We start from the raw sequence: 23,679 nt of genomic DNA on the forward strand, positions 1-23,679 counted from the left end.
GATGGGGAAGTTAGCAATTTGTCCGGGGAGTTTTGATCCGATTACTAATGGTCATTTGGACATTATTGAAAGAGCTTCGGGGATTTTTGACCAAGTAATTGTTGCAGTATTTAATAATGAAGCAAAGTCACCGTTGTTTTCAGTGCAAGAGAGAATGGATTTGATAAAAGAATCAACCAGTTATCTACCTAATATTTCTGTCGATTCTTCTAGTCATCTCTTAATGGATTATGCGAAAGAAAAAAATGCAGATGTTGTAATTAGAGGGTTACGAGCGGTAAGTGATTTTGAATATGAAATGCAAATTACATCAATGAATAGAAAGTTAAATCCAGAGGTGGAAACTTTATTTGTGATGACAAATAATCAATACTCCTTCTTAAGTTCCAGTATGGTTAAGGAAATCGCAAAATACCATGGGGATATTTCGGGTTTGATACCTGAAGTTGTACAATCGGCACTAAGAGAAAAATTCAAAAAGGTATGAAAGGATGTTGTGTTCATTTACGCAACATCCTTTTTTGCGCTCCTTTTGAATATGATTAATACTGCAATACCTAAGAATACCAATGTAATAAAGGGACCGGTGTCTTGTATTGTATTATAAACCGTAACCCATACATTATCCGATGCGGCCCCTGATACAGGCATATCTTTCATCTCTACAACTTGTCTATCAAGATAAAGTGGTTTATACAGAATGATAGCAAGTAGACTAGCGATAGTACCGTGGAGAATACGAGCGAAAAAATATGGTGAGAAACTAATATCTGTTTTTGCTAAAATACTAGCTACTTGCGCTTGTATGGAAAATCCGTTAAATCCTAGAATAAAACTGATTAAAATAGCTTGTTGAAATATAGAATCCGTTGTTATTTTAGAAATCATATCAGCACCGATAGTTATTTCAAATAAACCAGATAGAAGGGGTAATCCATAGTCTACCGGTAAAGCAACAATACTTAGTAAACTACCTAAAATACTCGCAATGACGGATGAAACTCCAACAAGAAAAAGAATCTTAATAAGGACAGAGAATAATACGATAAAACCACCGACCATAACTAAGGTTTTAATGGAATTTAAAACCGCGTCCCCTAAGATTTCTCCGAATGGACGCTTGTCCCTTACCCTTGTTCTATGCATTTCTTTAAACGCCTTTTTAAGCGATACGGCTTGTTTCTTATCTCTTGTGTGATGTTTATCATTTCTTTTGTAAAAACGCATGATAAATCCAACTATGGCATTACCGAAATAGTGACAAGTTGCTAATAATATACCTAACTTTGGATCGTGAAAAAAACCAACAGAGAGAGCACCAAAAATAAATAATGGGCTTGAGTTATTCGTAAATGACACAAGTCGTTCTGCTTCCACTTTACTAATTTGGTTTTCTTCTCTTAAGCGTGCTGCTATTTTAGCACCTGTTGGATAACCACTTGCCATTCCCATCATCCAACCAAAACTTCCTACTCCTGGAATGTTGAATAGAGGGCGCATAATGGGTTCAAATAATACACCGACAAATTTTACAACACCGAATGAAATAAGTAATTCTGCAGCAATAAAAAATGGCAAAAGAGAAGGAAAAACCACTTCCCACCACAGATTTAGACCACGGATGCTAGCTTCTAAAGCGGGGTCGGGAAATCTGATTAATGAAAAGGTTATAAAAACTGTTATTCCAGAAAATAATAAAGTTTTAAAGATTGATTTCAAGTATAATCCCCCTAGTTACTTTCCCTTTTGTTGACGGATGGGAAAGTATAAAACTTACTTCCTTAGACGGGAAAGATTTTTATATTTTCCTACCTTCTAAAAAAATGCATAAGCGCAACTTCCACTTTTCTGTACATAAGGATTGGACAGTAGTAGAATAATTCTAAATGAAAATCTTAAAGAGGTTGTTCAAAAAGTCCGTTGAAAAGGACACTTCGTTACTAAGGAGCTTCGACTAAGTTCCGTCACGCCCTTGAAAAAGAAAAGCACTTTTTCCGCGTGGAGTCACAGGACAGGACATTGCGATTTTAGTCGAACTGGGTCCTTTTCATCCTTCTCTTTGAACACGCTCTTAAAGTTTTGAGGTATTGAATTTTAATTTTGTACAAGTCTATACCAATATACGCACATACCTGCCATATTTATGCCATACACTTTTATAAAGAGATTAATTAGGAGATAAAAAAATATAATCTTTTATGGTTAGCATAAGTACAACTAAGGTACTTTTAAGTCTAATCGTGAGTGCCAGGTTTACTGAATAAAAGCAGGTATATATACTTGTGATACGAATGGAAGGGGACAGCCGTTAGAATGAATTTTTCTAGAAAAAATGTTATTAGTTTCATCCTCGTTATTTTAATAGCTTATTTTTTAGCTTCTTATAAACTGCCTTATTATATTCAAAGGCCAGGTGGGGCGGATGCCTTAAACCCAATCGTTAAAGTCGAGGATGGTTATGAAAGTGAAGGGGACATGCATCTGGTTACTGTTAGTGGTCTTCAGGCTACCCCTATTCAGTATGTACTTGCCAAAATCATGCCAAATACTGAAATTCTTCCATTAGATCAGGTCTTTCCAGAAGGGATTTCACAAAAAGAATATATGGAAGCCCAGTTACAAGTGATGGAGAGTTCACAAGAAGCGGCTACAGTAGTTGCTTATACTGCATCTGGAAGTGATATTACGATAGAATACAATGGAGTGTATGTTGTTTCTGTTGTAGAAGGAATGCCGGCGGATGGGGTTCTGCAAATGGGAGATCGTATTATCGGAATAGATAATAAGCCAATTAAGGAGGCAAACGATTTAATTCATTATGTAGAGCAAAAAAAGGAGAATGATGTAGTATCTATAAAATTTGTTCGAGATGATAAAACGTTGACGAAAGACATAACCTTAAAGAATTTTGATCAATTGGATGATAAAGTAGGGGTAGGAATTAGTTTGGTTACAGACCGAAACGTAACAGTAGACCCTGATGTGCACTTTGCTAGTGGAAACATCGGTGGCCCTAGTGCAGGATTAATGTTTTCTTTGGAAATTTACGACCAACTTACGGAAAAAGATTTAACAAAAGGATATCAGATTGCTGGAACCGGAGAAATTGACTATGATGGAAATGTCCATCGAATAGGCGGAATTGATAAGAAAATTGTTGCAGCGGATAGAGAAGGGATTGACATCTTCTTTGCTCCAAATGAACATGGAGCAAAGTATTCTAATTATGAAATTGCTAAGAAAAAAGCAGAAGAAATTGGAACAGATATGAAAATTATTCCAGTTGACACATTCGACGACGCTTTATCTTATCTAGAGAAATTAAAATAAAAAGTAGGCTAACTTTTTGCAGTTAGCCTACTTTTTTAAAATAATTGGTGCAGTAATTTCTTGATGAAATAAACGATTTCTCGGATTTGTTTGTAAAACACTATAATAAGCCCTCGTAGCCCTCTCCTCCATTATGAGCATAGGATCTGTATTTTTTTTAAATCCGAAAATAATAGGTATAGAGATTTCTTTTCTTTTCTCATTTAAATAAGCTTGTCCATTCTTTGTTAATCCAAGAATGCGGATATAAGGAGGAGTGCTATTTAACGATTTTAGAACTTCCTTTTTTGTTGTATTTGTCAAAATGTGCGTAAAAATCCTTTGAATTCGAGTCCAAGTATAGCGTTTAGTTTTAATTAATTCAATCCAATGATGTATTGAGGTTGCCTTGGTAGCTGTTTTCATAATGCGGTGCTCTATCCCTTCGTTGACACCATGGATCTCTTTTAATTCTTCCGATGACATCGTAAGGACACGGTATAGAAGAAGTTGAAAGTAATCTTCCCAAGTATGCCATAAACCAGAACTTTCTTTATATTGGAGAAGCTGTTCAATGGTTGCTTCAGGCATTGTATTTTTCACAGATGAATCGATTTGATTGTTTTCTGTAAGGTTCTTGCGTATACTAGTAGCACTGGCAATTTTATCAGTAATTATTTGATCGTGAAATTCATTTTTTGTTCGTTGAGTGGTGAATGGTTCGATAGCAAGTTTCTGATCCATAATTGTTTTTACATAACTGAATCCTAAAATATTATTTGGCTTCGCTAAATCCAACTCTTTTGTTGTTAAACCAATACGCTGATAAGCCAATTTACTAGCTTCTGGAAATGCTAGCCCTGCACTTAGGCCTAATTTTAATTCCTGCTGAAATATCGGTTCTTTTTCTTTATAGTTTTCATAGGCTTCTATAAAATAAGATATATTACCAGATTCACTTCCAAAACAAATATTAGAAACTCCTATCTCATTTAGTAACTGAACCGCACCACTAGCAAAAATATCACTATTTTGTACAGCGTAGGCATAAGGAAGTTCGATGACAATATCAATACCAGTACGAAGAGCCGCTCTTGTTCGGTGAAATTTATCAATAATTGCGGGTTCCCCACGCTGAAGAAAAGAACCACTCATAACTGTAATCATACAGTCAGATTTTGTAACCTTTTTTGCTTGATCCATGTGATAGACATGACCGTTATGAAAGGGGTTGTATTCGACAATTAAACCGCATGCTTTCATTAATCCCACTCCCGAATAGTTTGATAAACATTGTAACAAAAAAAAATCATTAATGCATCCTTACTCTAATATTCTTTGCTTTTAAAAAAGTGAAGTGATTACATCATTATAAATAGGGAATAATATAATCGGTGTAAAGAAAAACATATTGACAAAATCCTTTTTTTCTTTTAAAATTACTCTTGTTGCCTTGAGGTGAAAAAAATGAAATTTACTTTAGGTGAAATTAGAAAACACGCGAATCAAAAACCTTTCACATTTGATGATCATGTGGATGTTTCCGAACTTAAAACAATGAATAATGATATACGAAATATTGATTCTGTTCATGTTTATGGAGAATGTGTAAGAAGTGGTGGTGAACAATTCATTTTTACCTTTACGATTGAGGGAGAAATGATTTTACCAGATGCTCGTACACTAGTTGATGTTACCTATCCTTTTAATATAAAGGTAACGGAAATATTTACAACAGCTTCATATATCAGTGCAGAAGACGAGGATTTGGAAATCCATCCAATTACGGGAGAGTTGATTAATTTGACTCCGTACATAAAGGAGAACATCTTGTTAGAAACGCCGTATAGGGTTTTTTCTGATCAAGAAGTAGATGATTCTTCTTTAAGTGGAGAAGGATGGGATTTTCTCTCGGAAGATGATGAGAAAAGTAAGGTTGATCCACGTTTTCAAAAATTGCAATCATTACTTGATAAAAAAACGAAAGAAAATTAATTTCTTTTTCCGTTAAAGGAGGTGTAAGTCATGGCAGTACCTAAAAGAAGAACTTCTAAAAAGGTGAAGAATCAACGTCGTACTCATAAAAAATTACACGTACCTGGCATGGTAGAATGCTCAAATTGTGGTGAATTAACAAAACCTCATCATGTTTGCAAGTCTTGTGGACATTATGATGGAAAAGATGTTGTTAATGGCTAATCGTTAAAAAACAGATCACACATCGTGGTCTGTTTTTTATTTTTTGTAAATTTACCATATGAATATGTTATTAAATAAGTTCCATGTTATATGGTATTCTAAACATAATAAATACGCTTTATTTTGGGGGAATACTATATGTTTGTGGAATATCAAAAAAAGAAGGATTATGGTGTAATCTATCTTAATAGACCGGAAAAAAGAAATGCTATATCAAAAGAAATGGCAGCGATGCTCGGTACTATACTTGATAAAGCTAAAAAGGAAGAAATTAAATTTTTGGTTCTGACATCTAAGGATAATAAGATGTTTTGTGCAGGTGGGGATTTAACATATTTACATGGTAACTTAAGTCGGGAAGAAGCTTATGCAAGGTTAAATCCTATGAAAGAAATACTATACAAAATTGCTTTATTTCCTGTACCTGTTATTGCATTATTAAATGGTAACGCTTTAGGCGGGGGATGTGAACTAGCTACGGCTTGTGATATTCGAATTGCGAGAAAGAATACAAAGTTTGGTTTTATTCAAGCAAATTTAGGTATTTTACCTGGATGGGGAGGGGGAACCCTTTTATATCATAAAGTTTCCTCATCATTTGCTTTAGAATGGTTAACAGAAGCAAGAGTAATGGATTGTCATTTATTAGAGAAGAAAGGGTGGATCAATAGAGTAGTTAACGAACATGAAATAGATGATATGGATGTCCTATTAAAAGACTACATTTCCAAATCCTATCGGCAAATGAGATTACTAAAAGATCAACATATTAAAAGTTGGACGAATCGTAATTTATTTTTTGAAATGACAGAAGAAGTTAAGAAAACCGCTATGTTATGGGATTCTGAAGAACATAAACAAGCTGTAGAAAAATTTTTATTACGTAAATAAGCAAACAGTTATTCTAGTACTCCTATTTTTTGCATACATTTTATAGCAAAGAAATAAGGAGGGGTGTTATGAACGAAACACGTCAAGATGCATGGACAAATGATGAAGATATCATTTTAGCGGAAACGGTATTACGTTATATTAGAGAAGGTAAAACACAACTAGAAGCTTTTAAAGAAGTTTCTTCTCAATTATCGCGTACACCTGCAGCGTGCGGGTTTAGATGGAACGCAACGATTCGAAAGCATTATCAAGAAGCGATAGAACAAGCTAAAGAAGAAAGAAAAAATGGTTTAAAAAGCGATGTTTCTTCAGCTAACAAAGGTGAAGAAGATACAATCGAAACCGCTATTTTATTGTTAGAAAAAATGAAAGCGAACTTTCAAACGGAAGATAATGTGGCAAAAGAAAAAAATGAGAAACTTGTAACACAACTAGAAAATGAAAACAGACAATTACGAGAATATCTCAAACGCTATGAGGAAACAATTATCCAATTGGGTAGGATCATTTCTGAAGTTAATACTTTTAGAAATAATAAAATATGACTATATATAAATTAAGACATGAATGGGGTGACATTCATGTCTTAAAAGATTAATTTTCTATTTGTATTTCTCTTTCTTTCCCTTTTTCTTTAACCCCATCTGGTAGCCAAATAAGTGGATTCTCACCTAAATCACGATGCATGTCGTAGTGTGCTTTTTGGAACCCCATTTTCTCCCAAAAACCTTGAGAATTAATTAATGGATTTGTTTTTATTGGTAAATGAAAGCTTTTAGCGAATTCAACTAAAGCTTTACCGTACCCCCTTCCTCTATAATCTGGAAGTACTTCTAATTTCCAAAGTGTAAGATAGTCCTGTGGGGGCTCAAAATAGTGGTCATATTGTTTGTCCATTTCATATAGACACATTCTAGCTGCAAGATTATTCGCATAGTAAATGCCATAAAAAGGTGATTCGATATTATTCTCTATAAATTTATTTTGTAATTCTTCATGCATGGACAATTCCTGATTTCCATATGCCTTAAACCGTTTAAACATATCAAGTGTCTTGTAATTAATTAACAAACGTTCCACCTTAATATTCTCCATAAAACTTCACTCTCCCAGTCGTATTTTATAGGATATTAGAAAATTTCTCGTTATTAGCGCATGCCTTAATCGTAATTATACAGGAGACCGTTTTATTTCCCTGCTAAAATTAAATAGTGATTTATCATGACAATTTGGTGTAATGGCTAGAAAATCCATAGAATTAATTGTAGGGCTTACAGATTGGGTTCTTTATCTAATCCTATACTGTTATTATAATATAAAAGTGTTAATTTTTAAATAAAATTAATAATATAGTAAATTAGCTAAATAGTACGTATCGATAATTTATGAGTTTTTTTTCTTAACTTTTATGATAAAGTATTATCGGGTAATTGAAATAATTATCCCACCTAAACGTGCAGTAAGATTCCCACCTCAAGTTTCTGGGGAAACAAAGAAAGAGGTGGGATCAACTGCCCGTAAAGGTTTGATAAGTGCAACTAACTATCAGTGGGGGATGAAGGAAAATCTCCACTGATGGAAGTCTTCTTTATTTCACGCCTTTACTGAGTGGAAGTTTTGTTGGATGTTCTTGAGGGAAGAGGGTAATCTTATTAATATTATTATATATTTGTTATCATTCTTTATTACGGTTCCAATCATAGCTACTCTGACTTTATACATGATTGTTTTAAAGATACGGCGATCATCTAGAATGGCAGTTCATAAGGCTGTTAGTTGGTCGACCATTTTTTATATATTATCCGTATTTATTCTTATACAATATCTCTTTAATGTTTCTATAACAGGTTTTGTACTCATATTTATGATTATTGTATTAACCATTATTATCATTTATCAATGGAAAACAAATGTGGATATTAAAATAAAGAAGGCTTTTAAAATATTATGGAAAATTTGTTTTCTCCTATTTTTTATCCTTTATATTTCTTTCACTATTATTGGATTAATAATGGAAATCGTATGATAAAAATAAGTTTTATCCCACCAAAACAGGGAGTAAGAACCCTACTGGTGGAAGTCTTCTTTATGGGGTTTTGCATTCTCAAACAGATTAAATGAAAAAGAGTGGAGAATTGGGTAGAATGTATGAAGTGGAATAACTAAAAAAAGGAGAACAATAATCTATGCGGATACATCCAATAAAAAAAATGGGTTCTCAGAATAAGTTAATTTCTGATTATCGATTGGGAAAGCAAGAAATAATGGATTTCTTTGATTATATTCCAAGTGGAGATTTGGAAACTAGAGTAAAAGAATTACGAGAACGAACTTTTCAGAGAGAATCCTTGCAAGAAGTATTACATAAATTGAATAAAGCCTGGGATGCGCCAAATTCCACTTTACATAATATTAATCGATTTTCAAATAAAGATAGTGTTGTTGTTATAGCTGGTCAACAGGCTGGATTATTAACTGGTCCGATGTACACCATTAATAAAGTAATCTCTATTCTACAGTTAGCTAAGCAACAGGAAGAAGAATTAAACATACCTGTAATACCTGTATTTTGGATCGCCGGAGAGGATCATGATTTTGATGAAATTAATCATATATTTATGCAGGAAAAATCCCGTTTAAAAAAACTAAAGGTGGGGCAAGAAAATATAGATAAGTGCTCTGTGTCAGAAATACAATTGGAGAAAAATATAATTCGTAATTGGTTGGATAATGTATTTTCTTATTTAAGGGAAACAGAGAATACAAAGGACTTATATCATTCTATTTTACGATGTCTCGATCAATCAGAAACTTATACAGATTTCTTCGCTCGGTTAATATTTAAACTTTTCCCAAGTGAAGGTCTTGTATTGATTGATTCACACCACCCATTAGTTCGAAATTTAGAAAAAGAATATTTTGAACAAATGATTCTAAAACAACAAGAAATCAGTAGTGGGGTATATGAAATATTAAATAAGTTGAGAAAAAAAGACTATCAAGTTCCGTTAGAAGTAGATTTGAATAGTGGAAATTTATTTTATCATCATGATAAAGAACGAATTTTATTATTTAGAAATAAAAATGGTGGCTGGATTGGAAAACAGAATGAAATTGAATTAACAACTGAGGAATTAATTAATATAGCGACTAGCCAACCGGAAAAACTAAGCAATAATGTCGTGACAAGACCGCTTATGCAGGAATTGCTATTTCCATCTTTAGCGTTTATTGGTGGGCCAGGAGAAATCAGTTACTGGTCTGCACTTAAACCGGTATTCCATGTTTTTGGAATTAAAATGCCACCTGTATTCCCACGGTTATCTTTTACCTATATTGAACCTAAAGTTAGTAAAATGATAGAGCATTATACGATTACTCCTGAAGAAGTAGTGAATAACGGGGTTCAAGATTATAAGAGGAACTTGATTGATTCGCAAACAAATCCTCCGATTCATGAGTTAGCGAAGGATATAAAAGCGACGATTGAAAAGGCACATCGCCCCCTTAGGGATTTAGCTAAGGGAATACGGGCAGATATTGGAGAGTTAGCTGATAAAAATCTTTATTATTTACAAAAAGAAATCTCATTTATAGAGGGTAGAATGGTAAGAGCGGTTGAAGAAAAATATGATAAAGAACTAACGGAACTGGATTATATTAATGTGCATCTTTATCCAGATGGTTTACAAGAACGTATTTGGAATCCACTACCGTTTATTAATAAATTTGGTGTAGATTTTATTAAGAAAACAATAGACAGTCCCTGTTCTTTTTTACATGATCATTACTTAGTTTACCTATAGGTGCATGTTTAAAAAAGAGGATGAAGAGGACCGAGGTCGGCTAAATGCGCAACGTCTTTAGGCTCCGACTGTCAAGATTTGTTGCAACATTGCCCCTACACAGGGGTATGTCATTTTCACTGGATTTTTGAACGACCCCTATAGTGGGAAAATCCCCCCCACTATCCACCACCAAAACCATAAAAAACACTAAAACCTTGTCATTTATTGAAATGACAAGGTTTTTTTATGGTTGGTTTACATGGAATAGCAAGGGGGAGAAAAAATATTTATGATTTTATATAAATTAGGTGGTGAATTGTGGGGGGATGTGGTAATATAAAAAATATGAAAGTGGGGCGTACTATATGTTCATGGGTGAATTCCAACATAACATTGATCCAAAAGGGAGAATTATCGTCCCATCTAAATTTCGTGAGGATCTTGGAGAATCGTTTGTTGTAACCCGTGGACTTGATAAATGTTTATTTGCGTACCCAATGGAAGAATGGAAGGTTTTAGAAGAAAAGTTAAAAAAACTCCCATTAACAAAAAAAGACGCTAGGGCTTTCACTCGTTTTTTCTTTTCAGGAGCGGTTGAATGCGAAGTTGATAAACAGGGAAGAATAAACATTCCACAATCTTTACGGAAATATGCAGCCTTAGAAAAGGAATGTGTAGTCATCGGCGTATCGGACCGTATAGAATTTTGGTCAAATGATAATTGGGAAGAATATGTAACTAATTCTGAGGAATCATTTGGTGAAATTGCCGAAAATCTTATGGACTTTGATATCTGAGTCTTTTTAGATTAGGTTGGGCGAATGCCTTAGTTGACTTATGAAAAGCGGGGGTTACTATGTTTGAACATTATAGTGTATTAAGAGATGAATCTATTAAAGGATTAGCAATTAAAGAAAATGGTACATACATAGATTGTACATTAGGTGGCGGAGGCCATTCAGAACAGATAGCTTCAAGGCTAAGTGAAGAAGGATTGTTAATTGCTTTCGATCAAGATCAGGATGCCCTACAAGCTGCTAAACAGCGATTACAGAAATACCAAAATAGAATATTGTTCATCCATGCAAATTTTAAAGAAATGGAAGAAAAATTAAAAGAGCATCATATTGAACACGTCGATGGTATTTTATTTGATTTAGGTGTATCATCCCCTCAATTAGACAGGGGAGATAGAGGATTTAGCTATCAACAAGATGCAAAGCTAGATATGAGAATGAACCAATCAGCTGAACTTAGTGCCTATGATATCGTTAATTATTGGCCTTATAATCAATTAGTCTCCATTTTCTTTCGTTATGGCGAAGAAAAATTTTCTAAACAAATTGCTCGTAAAATAGAGGAATCTCGTAAAATTAAATCGATTGAAACCACATATGAGTTAGTCGAAATTATAAAAGATGCCATTCCCGCGCCAGCGAGGAGAAAAGGCGGACATCCGGCAAAACGGATTTTTCAAGCTTTGCGAATAGCGGTTAATGATGAGCTAGAAGCGTTTAACAGTGCGATTCATCAAGCTGCAAAAATAATAGATATTGAGGGACGGATTGCGGTTATTACGTTCCATTCATTAGAGGATAGGTTGTGTAAACAAGCATTTAAGAAATGGAGTACTCCGAAACCAACTCCTAGGAATTTACCTATTATTCCGAAAGAATTTGAAGCACCTTTTAAGCTTGTTACTAGAAAACCAATTGTAGCAGGTAACGATGAATTACAAGAAAACAGAAGATCACGTTCAGCTAAACTAAGGGTTGTAGAAAAGGTTAATCCATGGAATGAAGAATTTATATATAAAGAAGGGTGGAAGAAATAAAGATGAGTGCAAATCATGCTCGTAATTGGCAACAATTTAGCCCGCAGCAAACTCCAAATAAGGAACCAAAAACACAAGTAAAAGTTCAGAAAAAGAGTTGGATTACAAAGGGAGAAAAAGTTATTTATTCGATTGTTATCTTATGCTTTATAGTTTCCGGGATTTTTATGGTTTCATTTTCATCCGCCACTGATTCGTTAAACAGAGAAGTAATAGCATTAGAACAAACGGTAAAGCATCAAAAAGTAACAAATGAAGGATTAGTATTTGAAAAGAAAGAACTTAGCCGTCCTGAAAGAATCTTAAAAATTGCAAAAGAAAAAGGATTAAAAATCCAAGACGCAGATGTGAAACAAGCTCAAGCTTTAAACAACTAAGGGGATTTTTATGAAAAGGAATAAAACGACACACTTCATGACCGGCATGTTAATTATTTTTTTTACAATTATATTTATTATCTTGACTGGAAGATTCATGTATATTCAGGCAACAGGTGAAATTGATGGTGTGTCCTTAAAGGAATTTGCTGAACAAAAACGGACTTCTTCTTATACGATTCCTGCAGAAAGAGGGAAAATTTTTGATAAAAATGGTATGACGCTTGCTTATGATATGCCTATCTATCGAATGTACGCTATTGTTCGCAAGGAATACTCCGAGAATTCCAAGGATCCTAAACATGTTGTGGATCCTGAAAAAACTGCAAAAGTTCTAGCTCCGATTTTAGATGTTGATGAAAGCACCATACTTAAACCAATTAAGAACGGAATAGAAAAAAATAAATTCCAAGTAGAATTTGGTAAAGTCGGAAATGAAGTGTCACAACATGTAAAAGAACAAATAGAAAAATTAGATTTACCTGGAATAAATTTTGAAGAACATTCAAAACGCTATTATCCTAATGGTACATTTGCTTCTCATATTATAGGCTTCGCTAGAGAAGAAGAATTTGAAAAGGATGGACAAGTTACTAATGAAATTAAGGGAATAGCTGGAATGGAGCACGAAATGGATGATCTATTGCAGGGGAAAGATGGATATATTTCCTATCAACGTGATAAATATAATAAAAAATTATTAAATCCTAATGAGGTTATCAAGCAACCTGAAAATGGTGATAATGTTTACCTTACAATTGATCAAAAGATCCAAACATTAGTAGAAGATGTATTAACTCAAGTTGAAGAAGAGTATAGTCCTGAGCGAATCACTGCAATAGTCATGAACCCCAAAACTGGTGAGGTACTAGCAATGGGGAATCGACCAAGTTATAACCCAAACAACCCTTCCGATGTTGGAAACTGGTATAATGATGCAGTTTCAACACCTTATGAACCTGGTTCTACTATGAAAATATTTACATGGGCCGCTGCCATTGAGGAAGGCGTTTATAACGGAGAAGAGGGTTTTGCCTCAGGCAGTTATCAAGTAAATAAAAAAACCGCACCTATTAATGACCATAATAACGGTAAAGGTTGGGGAACCATTTCTTATGATGAGGGATTTGCTCGTTCATCTAACGTTGCTGCAGCTAAATTGGCATGGGAAAAAATAGGACCTGATAAGTTTCTGAAATATTTACATGCATTCGATTTTGATAAAAAGACAGATATTGATTTGCCGGGTGAAGTAGCGGGAAAAATACTTTATAACTGGCCACTTGAAAAGATCACGACCGCTTTTGGACAAGGTTCCACTTTAACTCCAATACAGCAAATGAAAGCTGCTACGGCAATTGCTAATGGTGGGAAAATGCTTCAACCATATGTAATTGATAAAATAGTAGATTCTACATCTGGAAAAGTTCTAGAACAGAAGGAGCCAACTGTTGTTGGTCAACCGATATCAGAAGAAACAGCAACAGAAGTTCTATCTTTAATGAATTCTGTGGTCAATAGTGAACATGGTACAGGTGAAAAATTTAAATTAGAAGACTATACAACTGGTGGGAAATCAGGAACTGCTGAAATCCCTAATCCAAATGGTGGTTACCTAAAAGGAAAAAACAATTATATTTTCTCTTTTCTTGGTATGGCACCAATTGATGACCCACAATTAGTAATGTATGTATCGGTGAAACAACCAGAATTAGAACCCCAAGAAGTTGGTTCTGATCCTGTATCATTCATTTACCGAAATGTTATGCAAAACAGTCTACATTATTTAAATATCAATCCTGATAAAGAAACAGAAGAAACAGAAGAATCCTTAATTAAAACGAAGGTTCCAAAAGTAATAGATGAAAATACTAAAGATGTAGAACAAAAATTAGTTGACAGTGGATTGCAGGTGACAGTAGTTGGCGATGGAGATAAAATTGTTTCTGCCAACGTACATGAAGGTGATATGATTATCCCACAAGAAAGGGTAATTTTAGTAACGAACCAACCTAAAATGCCTAATATCACAAACTGGTCCAATCGTGACGTTTCACAACTGGCTGATCTACTTGAACTCAAACTAGAAACCTTTGGCAATGGTTATGCCACATCCCAGAGTATTGAAAAAGGTGCTGAAATAAGTAAAGATGATTATTTAGCTGTAGAATTAAGTCCTCCGGGTCAAGATGAAAACAGTGAGAAACATAAAGAAAAAGAAAATAAAGATACAGAAGAACGAATTGAATAAATATCGTTATTGAACAACATCTTTTAATATGTACAGTGTTCTATTTAGTTTCTTAAAATCATATAGTTGATACAAGCCTACCTATGAAAAGGGGATTTAGAGAAATGAAGCGTGTATCCACTGTAACAGTTAGAAAACGAATAGTCACTGTATTTCTTTTTGCTATTTTCATTTTAACTATTATTGTTATCCGATTAGGTTATGTTCAATTTTTTTTAAGTGATGAATTAGTTGGACAAGCAACGGATTTATGGACAAGGGACATTGTTTTTGAACCGGAAAGAGGATTGATTCTTGATAGCGAAGGGGAAGTTCTGGCCGAAAATGTCACAGCGCCTTCTGTTGTCGTAGTCCCCAGACAGATTGAAGATGCAGATTCTACCGCTGAGAAAATAGCAAGTATTTTAAATATGGATAAAGACACCGTGTATAAATCCATAACTAAAAATGCATCAAGTGTAAATTTACGCCCTGAAGGTATTAAAATATCAACAGAGCAAGAAAAAGCAATCCGTAACCTAAACCTAAGTGGCGTATATCTATCGAAAGATTCAAAACGACATTATCCGTTAGGGGACGATTTATCACATGTTTTAGGATTTGCAGGAATAGACAATCAAGGGCTTATGGGATTAGAACTTTACTATGATGATAAGCTTAGTGGTGAAAAAGGCAATCTTTCTTTTTATTCGGATGCTAAAGGGAGGAGACTAGAGACGTTAGCTGATATATATAGTCCTCCAACAGATGGGTTGCATTTAAAGACAACTATTAATTCTAAGGTACAAACCATTATAGAAAGAGAACTTGATCTTGTAGAAACCAAATATAGCCCGGATTCCGCAATTGCCATAGCAGTTAACCCTAAAACGGGTGGCGTACTGGGAATGTCGTCAAGACCTAACTTTCACCCGGAAAAATATAAAGAAGTAGATCAATCGATATTTAATAGGAACTTACCTGTTTGGTCTACTTATGAACCAGGATCCACTTTCAAAATCATTACATTGGCTGCATCTTTAGAAGAGAAATTAGTTGATTTAGATAAGGATGAATTCAATGATAATGGTTCTGTGGAAGTCGGAGGTGCTACGATTCATTGCTGGAAAAGTGGTGGACATGGCCATCAAACTTATTTAGAAGTGGTACAAAATTCTTGTAACCCTGGTTTTGTAAATTTAGGTCAAAAATTAGGAACAGAACGATTGTTTTCCTATATTAAAGATTTTGGTTTCGGTCAGAAGACTGGAATTGACTTGCAAGGGGAAGCATCAGGTATTTTATTTAAACCAGAGAATGTTGGGCCAGTTGAGTTAGCTACCACTTCATTCGGTCAAGGAGTTTCCGTAACACCTATTCAGCAAGTAATGGCTGTTGCTGCAGCTATAAATGGTGGTTACTTATATGAACCATATATAGCGGATGAATGGATTGATCCTAAAACTGGAAAAGTTGTAGAAAAAAAGGAACCAATTTTAAGAGAACAGGTTATATCCAAGTCTACTTCTGAGGAAGTGCGTCGTGCTTTAGAAAATGTTGTTGCTAAAGGCTCAGGTAGGCCAGCATACGTGGATGGATATCGGGTTGGAGGTAAGACTGGAACAGCGCAAAAAGTAGGTCCAAATGGTGGTTATTTAGAAAACAATTATATTGTGTCTTTTATTGGATTTGCACCAGCTGACGATCCAGAAATAGTAGTTTATGTTGCAGTAGATAATCCTAAAGATACGATTCAATTTGGTGGTGTAGTGGCAGCACCAATAGTTGGAACCATTATTGGTGATAGTTTACGTGCCATGGAAGTAGAACCGCGTACTGGTGGATTAGACAAAGAATATCAGTGGCCTGAAGAACCAGCAGTTGAAGTTCCGGATTTAATTGGGCGTACGAAGGGCGACTTAATGGAAATGATGACTAATCTCTCAATAGAGACGAGTGGTTCTGGAGACGTAATTATTGATCAAGCTCCGAAAGCCGGAACGAAATTAGAACCAGGATCAACAGTTAGGATTTATTTAAGTGATGAGGAAAAAAATCGTGAAGAAGAATAATATTTGTTATAATAAATTAATATGATTTCCCATTTATTTTGTTTTTATTCTTTTTGATTACAATAAATGGTGATAAAATAAATTTTTTAGAGGGTGCCAACACCCTCTAAAAAAATGTATGGAATAACGTACATATATTTGGGATGTTATTATCTCTTACGTAGGATACTAAAACTAAAAAGGATGTTACGAAAAATGGATTTAAAAGATTTGCTCACGACTATACCGTTTTATCAAACAGAAGTTAATATTGATGGTATTGAAATAACAGAAATAGAAATGGATTCTAGAAAAGTGAGTGCTGGGAATTTATTTGTATGTATTTCAGGGTTCACGGTGGATGGACATGACTATGTTGAAGAAGCCGTAAATAATGGTGCAGTTGCAATTATTGCCGAAAAAGAAGTAAAAGCAAATGTACCTATTATTATGGTTAATGATACTGCAAGAGCTTTATCTATGCTTGCGGTTAAGTTTTATCATTATCCAACTACAGGACTTTCACTAATTGGTGTGACAGGAACAAATGGAAAAACTACTGTTACGTATTTACTAGAAAAAATATTTAACCATGACAAGAAGAAAACAGGCATAATCGGAACCATTCAAATGAAAATCGGTGAAAATGCTTTTCCAACTCAAAACACAACACCAAATGCTCTTGAACTCCAACGTTTTTTTAAGAAGATGGTTGATGAAGATGTGAATCAAGCCATTATGGAAGTATCTTCTCATGCACTTGATTTAGGTAGAGTTCATGGTTGTGATTATGATGTTGCCATATTTACTAATTTGTCTCAAGATCATCTTGACTATCACAAAGATATGGATGATTATTTACGCGCAAAAAGTCTCTTGTTTAGTCAACTAGGAAACAACTTTAATCAAGAAAAACAAAAATTTGCCATTATTAACGCGGATGATTCTTCTGCTGAATTATTAAAGAGAAGCACTGCACAACCTATTTTAACCTATAGTTGTCGTCAAGAAGCTGATATAGTTGCTAAAGATATCCAGCTAGATGCAGCGGGTACGTCGTTTTTATTAGTAACTCCGATTGGTGAAGTTGTAATCAAGAGTAAATTAATAGGGATGTTTAATGTCTATAATATGTTAGCTGCTACTGGGGCTGCAATAGCTAAAAATGTTTCTTTAGAAGTGATCAAAGAAGCTTTAGAAAGCATAAATGGAGTCGATGGTCGTTTTGAAGTAGTTGATGCAGGGCAAAACTTTACGGTTATTGTTGACTATGCACATACACCCGATTCATTAGAAAACGTATTACAGACTGTGAAAGAATTTGCGGAAAATGATATATATGTTGTTGTAGGTTGTGGTGGAGACCGTGATCGAACGAAGCGTCCTTTAATGGCCAAGGTTGCCATGGAATACTCAGATTTTGCAATTTTTACATCTGACAATCCAAGAACGGAAGACCCTGTTTCCATATTAAATGATATGACGAAGGGGTTAAACGGTGAAGATGAATATGAAGTCATCGTGGATAGAAAAGAAGCAATTAATAAGGCGATTCAGTATGCGAAGGAAAATGACATTATATTAATTGCTGGAAAAGGCCATGAAACCTATCAACAAATTGGTCATACCAAGTATGATTTTGATGACAGGGTTATAGCAAAAAGCGCAATAATTGCTAAGGGGTAATGCATATGTTGTTTACATTAGAAGATTTGTCCAAATGGTTTCCTAAAAATCAGGGAAACATAAATAAAGAAACAGCTATTAAAGAAATAACAACAGACAGTAGAAAAGAAGTCAAAGATTCCTTGTTTGTCCCGATTGTTGGGGAACACTTTGATGGTCATCAATTCGCAGAACAGGCGGTTGAAAATGGTGCCGTTGCTTTATTTTGGAATGAGGATAGGGATTTACCTTCTACTCTACCTAGAGATTTTCCGGTATTTCTAGTGAAGGATACATTACCTTCTTTACAGAAACTTGCAAGTCTTTACCGTGATCAAATCAATCCAATAGTTGTAGGTATAACGGGTTCGAATGGTAAAACGACCACAAAAGATTTGGTGACAACTGTTTTGAAATCTAAATATATTACTCACTCCACAAAAGGTAACTATAATAATCACATTGGTCTCCCGTTAACTATTCTTTCCATGAGCAGGGATACGGAAGTACTTGTATTAGAAATGGGAATGAGTAATTTTGGTGAAATAGATTTATTATCCCAAATAGCAAGACCTAATTTTGCTGTCATAACGAATATAGGGGAATCCCATATTGAATTCCTCGGTTCTAGGGAAGGTATTGCAAAAGCAAAAATGGAAATTATTAACGGTTTGCAAGATAATGGAACCATCATCATTGATGGTGATGAAGAGCTCCTAAAATCACTACATCAAAAGCCTAAAGTTATTAAATGTGGTTTTAAAGAACGTAATGATTTTAAAATTGAAGATTCCAAAGTAACTTCAAAGGAAACTATATTTAAATTATCAGATGGAGCCACTTACCATATCCCGTTACTAGGGAAGCATCATGCGAAGAATGCATGCTATGCCATTGCATTAGCATACTGTGTTGGAATTAATGCGAAGCAAAGACAACAAGCGTTGAAATTCGTACAACACACTTCTATGCGTTTTGAATTATTAAAAGGTAAAAACGAAGTATCAATTATAAACGATGCTTATAATGCATCCCCAACTTCCATGAAGGCTGCTATTAAAGTTGTCAAGGAATTGAATGGGTTTAAAGATAAGGTTTTAGTTCTTGGGGATGTCCTTGAATTAGGGGAGTTTTCCAAATCGTTACACGAAACTGTAGCGGAAGCAATTGGTGAGCCAATTACTACAGTATTTACTTTTGGTACGATGTCAAAGGTAATTTCAGATAAAGTTAAAAAAGATAAAGGTAATAAAATTAAAACCGCCCATTTTGACACAAAAGAAGAATTAATGGAAGCATTACAACCATTTTTAAATAATCAATCATTAGTATTATTTAAGGCATCAAGAGGATTAAAATTCGAATCCTTTGTAAATGAGTTAATTAATTAATTTTTAAAGTGCGTGTTCAAAAAGAAGGATAAAAAAGACTTCTACGTTGCTTGCGGGACGTGGGCAATCTTAGTAGAATTTCCACTATTGCCAACGGACTTCTTTAAAGGAAGGCTGACTAAAGATGAGCTTTGCGCCCAACTCACGCCTTCCCATTTGCACGAGGCATGTCAATTTCACCAGACTTTTTGAACAACCTCTTAAAGGTAAAAAGATCAAGTTTTAGTTTGGACGGTCCATGTAAGAGGAGGAAACACAATGGATTTAACAGGAATATTTGTAACGATAGCAATAGCATTTCTAATTACCGTCCTTTTATCTCCCATTTTCATCCCATTATTAAGAAGGTTGAAATTTGGCCAAAGTATACGAGAAGAAGGACCTAAATCCCACATGGTAAAGACAGGTACCCCTACAATGGGTGGCGTTATGATTGTATTGGGTATTGTCATAACTTCCATTATTATGGTATATAAAGTACTTGGAAATCATGTTGGTTATGAATTTTGGCTCTTAATTTTTGTATTGCTTGGCTATGGAGTATTAGGTTTTTTGGATGATTTCATTAAAGTTGCGATGAAGCGTAATTTAGGTCTAACTTCGAAACAAAAAATGTTAGGACAAATTGTTATTGCACTTATATTTTTCTTTATACTCAAAGGACAAGGATTTTCTACAGACATTCAAATTCCAGGTACAGACATTCAGTGGGATTTTGGTTGGTTTTATGCAATTTTTATTATTATTATTTTAGTTGGAGCTTCTAATGCTGTAAACTTAACAGATGGATTAGATGGTTTATTAGCGGGTACTGCGGCGATAGCCTTTGGGGCTTATGCAATACTTACACTTATCATAGGTGGATTTACGGAGGTTTCCATTTTTTCTCTAGCAGTTGTTGGAGCACTTCTAGGTTTTCTAGTGTTTAATGCACATCCAGCAAAAGTATTTATGGGTGATACTGGTTCATTAGCATTAGGTGGAGCTATTGGAGCAATTGCTATATTAACAAAAACAGAAATCTTGCTTGTTATTATTGGTGGAATTTTCGTATTAGAAACTTTATCTGTTATTATTCAAGTAATTTCATTTAAAACAACTGGTAAAAGAGTATTTAAAATGAGTCCATTACATCATCATTATGAATTATTAGGCTGGTCCGAATGGAGAGTTGTAACAACATTTTGGTTAGTTGGGCTTGTTTTTGCTGTGCTTGGCGTATATATTGAGGTGGGCTTAAATTGAAAAAAGTATTGGATTTTCCTTATTCAAATATTTTAGTCTTAGGACTTGCAAAAAGTGGAACGGCAGTTGCTAATTTATTGTTGAACCACGATAAAGGTGTTCGTATTAATGATATGAAAACAGAAAAAAATGATCCAATAATAAAGGAATTAAGGAATCTTGGTGCAGAAGTAGTAGTAGGTTCACATCCATTATCCGTATTGGATGGTATAGAAATCATTGTAAAAAATCCAGGAATTCATTATGATAATCCAATTATTGTTGAAGCAAGGAAAAGAAATATTCCTGTAATCACTGAGGTAGAAATTGCGTATATGCTTGCAGGTGATTCTATTATTGGAATTACTGGTTCCAATGGAAAAACGACAACAACAACTTTAATAACTAAAATGTTGGAAGAAAGCAGAAGACCAGTTAAAGTTGCTGGAAATATTGGCGTTGTTGCATGTGAAGTCGCCGAAAACCTTGAGGATGAGGAAACATTAGTATTAGAATTATCATCTTTTCAGCTACAAGGTGTTGAAAAGTTCAAACCAAATATTGCAGTATTATTGAATATATTTGAAGCACATATAGATTATCACAAAACATTTGACAACTATAAACAAGCGAAATTTAATATTTTCAGAAACCAAACAAAAGAGGACTTTTTAGTATATAATGCTGATGATACAATTATTACTTCAGAAGTGAAAAACCTTAAATCTACGCTCGTTCCATTTTCCATAAAAAATAAAATGGAAAATGGGGCATGGCTAGACGATACATTTATTTATTTTAAAAATGAAAAAATAATTTCACGAAATGAAATTGTTTTAGTTGGTGATCATAACCTTGAAAATATTTTAGCTGCAGTCGCGGCTGCGAAACTTAAAGGTGCAACAAATGAAGGAATTATCAAAGTTCTTACTACATTTCAAGGTGTTAGGCATCGATTACAATTTGTAGATAATATTCATGGTCGTTTATTTTATAACGATTCTAAAGCAACCAATATATTAGCTACTCAAAAGGCTTTATCTTCATTCGAGAGGCCTGTCATTTTACTTGCTGGTGGGTTGGACAGAGGAAATGAGTTCGATGATTTAGCTCCCTATTTGAAAAATGTAAAAGCTATGGTTGTATTTGGTCAAACGAAAGATAAATTAAGAAGAATAGCTGAAGAAAATGGCATTTCAACTATTTTACAAGTGGAAGATGTCAAAGAAGCGGTCAGCAAAGCTTTTGAAATTTCAAATGAAAAAGATGTTATACTATTATCACCAGCTTGTGCAAGCTGGGATCAGTATCGAACGTTTGAAGAAAGAGGAGACATGTTTATACAAGCCGTGCATAAACTAGTTTAGAGGGGCTTGTATATTAAATTAATAATAAGAATGTTCAAAAATGCCCCTGTCTATATTTTAGTCAAAGGGGTGTTTTTTTGTTTAAAAAACGTCTAAACGATCAAAGTAAACCAGATTACATTCTATTATGGGTTATTATAGCACTGTTAATTGTCGGTGTAGTGATGGTTTACAGTTCGTCCCATGTTTGGTCAGAGTATAAGTTTGGTGATGGGTTTTTTTACTTAAAACGTCAGTTATTATTTGCTGGTGCGGGAGTTTTCGCTATGTTTTTCTTTATGTTTATACCTTATAGCACTTGGAAAAACTACTCGAAAATTCTATTAATTGTATGCTTTGCTTTACTAATACTTGTATTAATACCAGGAATAGGATTAATTCGTGGTGGAGCGCAAAGTTGGATTGGAGTTGGGGCATTTAGTATACAGCCATCTGAGTTTATGAAACTAGGATTAATTATTTTCTTAGCTAATATGCTTGCCACGAAACAAAAGTACATTACATCTTTTAAAAAAGGCTTCTTACCATCTTTATTATTAGTTTTTACAGCTTTTGGTTTGATTATGCTTCAACCAGATTTAGGGACTGGAATGGTACTGGTCTTAACCTGTATGATTATGATTTTTGTGTCAGGTGCCAGACTATCTCATTTTATTGGACTAGCTGCTTTAGGAGTATTAGGATTGGTTGGATTGATTGCTTCAGCCCCATATCGAATTAATCGAATAACAGCTTTTTTAAATCCTTGGGAAGATCCATTAGGTGATGGGTTTCAGATTATTCAATCCCTCTATGCAATTGGGCCTGGGGGGTTGATGGGACTTGGATTAGGGAATAGTTTGCAAAAATATTTCTATTTACCAGAACCACAAAATGACTTTATTTTTGCTATTGTGGGAGAAGAATTAGGATTTATCGGCGGCACCTTTGTTATTCTATTATTTTTACTCCTTTTATGGAGAGGGATTAAAGTTTCATTAGAAGCTCCAGATCTTTTCGGAAGATTATTAGCTTTAGGAATTGTCTCGATGTTAGCTGTACAAGCAATGATTAATATAAGTGTAGTAATTGGATTAATACCTGTTACAGGTATAACATTACCTTTCCTTAGTTACGGAGGGTCTTCATTAACTTTAACCCTTTGTTCCGTTGGAATATTATTAAACATTAGTATTTATTCTAAAATATAGTGGGAATGGCAAAAATGGAAAATATTACCCATTAAATATGAGAAAAAACTTGCTAATCTAATGCTTGGACACTATATGTTTATCTATATTTTATGATATAATTCATGTAACTGAATAAAGGCGGCATAATTTATGCCGTTTTATTCTTTTAATTTCTGAA

Annotated in this window: 21 protein-coding genes; 18 read left to right on the forward strand and 3 right to left on the reverse strand. The window is 34.3% G+C overall.

All coding sequences use genetic code 11. The features are described 5' to 3' along the window. Position 1 precedes the first annotated feature (1 nt). Positions 2 to 487 (forward strand): pantetheine-phosphate adenylyltransferase, encoded by a 486-nt coding sequence (gene coaD / locus ACFQ18_RS05025; RefSeq protein WP_204797819.1) that lies wholly within the window; start codon positions 2 to 4, stop codon positions 485 to 487. A 17-nt stretch (positions 488 to 504) separates the two neighbouring features. On the opposite strand, the gene ylbJ is transcribed toward coaD, so the two are convergent. Then, positions 505 to 1,719: a sporulation integral membrane protein YlbJ gene (gene ylbJ / locus ACFQ18_RS05030; protein ID WP_204797818.1), complete on the reverse strand. Its 1,215-nt coding sequence runs from the start codon at positions 1,717 to 1,719 to the stop codon at positions 505 to 507. A 594-nt stretch (positions 1,720 to 2,313) separates the two neighbouring features. Between ylbJ and ACFQ18_RS05035 the strand changes: the two genes are divergently transcribed. Further along, positions 2,314 to 3,330 (forward strand): SepM family pheromone-processing serine protease, encoded by a 1,017-nt coding sequence (locus ACFQ18_RS05035; protein WP_047186381.1) that lies wholly within the window; start codon positions 2,314 to 2,316, stop codon positions 3,328 to 3,330. Positions 3,331 to 3,357: 27 nt separating this feature from the next. On the opposite strand, the gene ACFQ18_RS05040 is transcribed toward ACFQ18_RS05035, so the two are convergent. Then, on the reverse strand, positions 3,358 to 4,572 hold the full coding sequence (locus ACFQ18_RS05040; protein WP_047186380.1) for a nucleotidyltransferase: 1,215 nt from the start codon (positions 4,570 to 4,572) through the stop codon (positions 3,358 to 3,360). Positions 4,573 to 4,776: 204 nt separating this feature from the next. Here ACFQ18_RS05040 and ACFQ18_RS05045 point away from each other — a divergent pair, with 204 nt between their 5' ends. From ACFQ18_RS05045 to ACFQ18_RS05060, 4 genes are all read left to right on the forward strand, one after another. Further along, positions 4,777 to 5,304: a YceD family protein gene (locus tag ACFQ18_RS05045; RefSeq protein WP_204797817.1), complete on the forward strand. Its 528-nt coding sequence runs from the start codon at positions 4,777 to 4,779 to the stop codon at positions 5,302 to 5,304. A gap of 30 nt (positions 5,305 to 5,334) precedes the next feature. Next, positions 5,335 to 5,508 carry a 50S ribosomal protein L32 gene (gene rpmF, locus ACFQ18_RS05050; protein WP_047186378.1) on the forward strand — a complete coding sequence of 58 codons (174 nt, stop codon included), beginning with the start codon at positions 5,335 to 5,337 and terminating at the stop codon, positions 5,506 to 5,508. 138 nt (positions 5,509 to 5,646) lie between these two features. Further along, complete coding sequence (locus ACFQ18_RS05055) at positions 5,647 to 6,399, forward strand: enoyl-CoA hydratase/isomerase family protein (protein WP_145523566.1); 753 nt, start codon at positions 5,647 to 5,649, stop codon at positions 6,397 to 6,399. Positions 6,400 to 6,467: 68 nt separating this feature from the next. Then, a complete protein-coding gene (locus ACFQ18_RS05060) occupies positions 6,468 to 6,947 on the forward strand; it encodes an RsfA family transcriptional regulator (protein ID WP_204797816.1) in 480 nt (159 codons plus the stop codon). A 49-nt stretch (positions 6,948 to 6,996) separates the two neighbouring features. Here the strand turns inward: ACFQ18_RS05060 and ACFQ18_RS05065 are convergent, their stop codons facing one another. Beyond that, positions 6,997 to 7,497, reverse strand: a complete 501-nt coding sequence (locus ACFQ18_RS05065; protein WP_047186375.1) for an N-acetyltransferase — start codon at positions 7,495 to 7,497, stop codon at positions 6,997 to 6,999. Between the two features lie 529 nt (positions 7,498 to 8,026). Between ACFQ18_RS05065 and ACFQ18_RS05070 the strand changes: the two genes are divergently transcribed. The 12 genes from ACFQ18_RS05070 (at position 8,027) to spoVE (ending at position 23,519) form a co-directional block, all read left to right on the forward strand. Then, a complete protein-coding gene (locus ACFQ18_RS05070; protein WP_145523564.1) occupies positions 8,027 to 8,428 on the forward strand; it encodes a DUF3397 domain-containing protein in 402 nt (133 codons plus the stop codon). Positions 8,429 to 8,588: 160 nt separating this feature from the next. Then, positions 8,589 to 10,208 (forward strand): bacillithiol biosynthesis cysteine-adding enzyme BshC, encoded by a 1,620-nt coding sequence (bshC, locus tag ACFQ18_RS05075; RefSeq protein ID WP_145523563.1) that lies wholly within the window; start codon positions 8,589 to 8,591, stop codon positions 10,206 to 10,208. A gap of 347 nt (positions 10,209 to 10,555) precedes the next feature. Then, positions 10,556 to 10,987 (forward strand): division/cell wall cluster transcriptional repressor MraZ, encoded by a 432-nt coding sequence (gene mraZ, locus ACFQ18_RS05080; protein ID WP_047186372.1) that lies wholly within the window; start codon positions 10,556 to 10,558, stop codon positions 10,985 to 10,987. 59 nt (positions 10,988 to 11,046) lie between these two features. Next, complete coding sequence (gene rsmH / locus ACFQ18_RS05085; RefSeq protein WP_047186371.1) at positions 11,047 to 12,024, forward strand: 16S rRNA (cytosine(1402)-N(4))-methyltransferase RsmH; 978 nt, start codon at positions 11,047 to 11,049, stop codon at positions 12,022 to 12,024. 2 nt (positions 12,025 to 12,026) lie between these two features. After that, entirely contained in the window at positions 12,027 to 12,401 is a 375-nt protein-coding gene (ftsL, locus tag ACFQ18_RS05090; protein WP_204797815.1) for a cell division protein FtsL, read from the forward strand. Between the two features lie 10 nt (positions 12,402 to 12,411). Beyond that, positions 12,412 to 14,652, forward strand: a complete 2,241-nt coding sequence (locus ACFQ18_RS05095; protein WP_204797814.1) for a penicillin-binding protein — start codon at positions 12,412 to 12,414, stop codon at positions 14,650 to 14,652. Positions 14,653 to 14,756: 104 nt separating this feature from the next. Beyond that, positions 14,757 to 16,703 carry a stage V sporulation protein D gene (locus ACFQ18_RS05100; protein ID WP_204797813.1) on the forward strand — a complete coding sequence of 649 codons (1,947 nt, stop codon included), beginning with the start codon at positions 14,757 to 14,759 and terminating at the stop codon, positions 16,701 to 16,703. A 195-nt stretch (positions 16,704 to 16,898) separates the two neighbouring features. Next, on the forward strand, positions 16,899 to 18,368 hold the full coding sequence (locus ACFQ18_RS05105) for a UDP-N-acetylmuramoyl-L-alanyl-D-glutamate--2,6-diaminopimelate ligase (RefSeq protein ID WP_204797812.1): 1,470 nt from the start codon (positions 16,899 to 16,901) through the stop codon (positions 18,366 to 18,368). A 5-nt stretch (positions 18,369 to 18,373) separates the two neighbouring features. Then, positions 18,374 to 19,738, forward strand: coding sequence for a UDP-N-acetylmuramoyl-tripeptide--D-alanyl-D-alanine ligase (locus ACFQ18_RS05110; RefSeq protein WP_379565867.1), 1,365 nt, complete (start codon positions 18,374 to 18,376; stop codon positions 19,736 to 19,738). Between the two features lie 258 nt (positions 19,739 to 19,996). Further along, entirely contained in the window at positions 19,997 to 20,983 is a 987-nt protein-coding gene (gene mraY, locus ACFQ18_RS05115; RefSeq protein WP_047186365.1) for a phospho-N-acetylmuramoyl-pentapeptide-transferase, read from the forward strand. After that, positions 20,980 to 22,329 carry a UDP-N-acetylmuramoyl-L-alanine--D-glutamate ligase gene (murD, locus tag ACFQ18_RS05120; protein ID WP_204797811.1) on the forward strand — a complete coding sequence of 450 codons (1,350 nt, stop codon included), beginning with the start codon at positions 20,980 to 20,982 and terminating at the stop codon, positions 22,327 to 22,329. Before mraY ends, murD begins: the two co-directional genes overlap by 4 nt. Positions 22,330 to 22,406: 77 nt before the next feature. After that, positions 22,407 to 23,519 carry a stage V sporulation protein E gene (gene spoVE, locus ACFQ18_RS05125; protein ID WP_204797810.1) on the forward strand — a complete coding sequence of 371 codons (1,113 nt, stop codon included), beginning with the start codon at positions 22,407 to 22,409 and terminating at the stop codon, positions 23,517 to 23,519. Positions 23,520 to 23,679 lie beyond the last annotated feature (160 nt).

The organism is Oceanobacillus caeni (genome assembly GCF_042678465.1).
In the GTDB taxonomy this organism is placed as follows: Bacteria; Bacillota; Bacilli; order Bacillales; family Amphibacillaceae; genus Oceanobacillus; species Oceanobacillus caeni.

Bases quoted from the DNA above. Each gene is read 5' to 3' on its own strand.
- coaD (WP_204797819.1), top strand. From the start codon at position 2: ATGGGGAAGTTAGCAATTTGTCCGGGGAGTTTTGATCCGATTACTAAT.
- ACFQ18_RS05035 (WP_047186381.1), top strand. From the start codon at position 2,314: ATGAATTTTTCTAGAAAAAATGTTATTAGTTTCATCCTCGTTATTTTA.
- ACFQ18_RS05040 (WP_047186380.1), bottom strand. From the start codon at position 4,572: ATGAAAGCATGCGGTTTAATTGTCGAATACAACCCCTTTCATAACGGT.
- ACFQ18_RS05045 (WP_204797817.1), top strand. From the start codon at position 4,777: ATGAAATTTACTTTAGGTGAAATTAGAAAACACGCGAATCAAAAACCT.
- rpmF (WP_047186378.1), top strand. From the start codon at position 5,335: ATGGCAGTACCTAAAAGAAGAACTTCTAAAAAGGTGAAGAATCAACGT.
- ACFQ18_RS05055 (WP_145523566.1), top strand. From the start codon at position 5,647: ATGTTTGTGGAATATCAAAAAAAGAAGGATTATGGTGTAATCTATCTT.
- ACFQ18_RS05060 (WP_204797816.1), top strand. From the start codon at position 6,468: ATGAACGAAACACGTCAAGATGCATGGACAAATGATGAAGATATCATT.
- ACFQ18_RS05065 (WP_047186375.1), bottom strand. From the start codon at position 7,497: ATGGAGAATATTAAGGTGGAACGTTTGTTAATTAATTACAAGACACTT.
- ACFQ18_RS05070 (WP_145523564.1), top strand. From the start codon at position 8,027: ATGTTCTTGAGGGAAGAGGGTAATCTTATTAATATTATTATATATTTG.
- bshC (WP_145523563.1), top strand. From the start codon at position 8,589: ATGCGGATACATCCAATAAAAAAAATGGGTTCTCAGAATAAGTTAATT.
- mraZ (WP_047186372.1), top strand. From the start codon at position 10,556: ATGTTCATGGGTGAATTCCAACATAACATTGATCCAAAAGGGAGAATT.
- rsmH (WP_047186371.1), top strand. From the start codon at position 11,047: ATGTTTGAACATTATAGTGTATTAAGAGATGAATCTATTAAAGGATTA.
- ftsL (WP_204797815.1), top strand. From the start codon at position 12,027: ATGAGTGCAAATCATGCTCGTAATTGGCAACAATTTAGCCCGCAGCAA.
- ACFQ18_RS05095 (WP_204797814.1), top strand. From the start codon at position 12,412: ATGAAAAGGAATAAAACGACACACTTCATGACCGGCATGTTAATTATT.
- ACFQ18_RS05100 (WP_204797813.1), top strand. From the start codon at position 14,757: ATGAAGCGTGTATCCACTGTAACAGTTAGAAAACGAATAGTCACTGTA.
- ACFQ18_RS05105 (WP_204797812.1), top strand. From the start codon at position 16,899: ATGGATTTAAAAGATTTGCTCACGACTATACCGTTTTATCAAACAGAA.
- ACFQ18_RS05110 (WP_379565867.1), top strand. From the start codon at position 18,374: ATGTTGTTTACATTAGAAGATTTGTCCAAATGGTTTCCTAAAAATCAG.
- mraY (WP_047186365.1), top strand. From the start codon at position 19,997: ATGGATTTAACAGGAATATTTGTAACGATAGCAATAGCATTTCTAATT.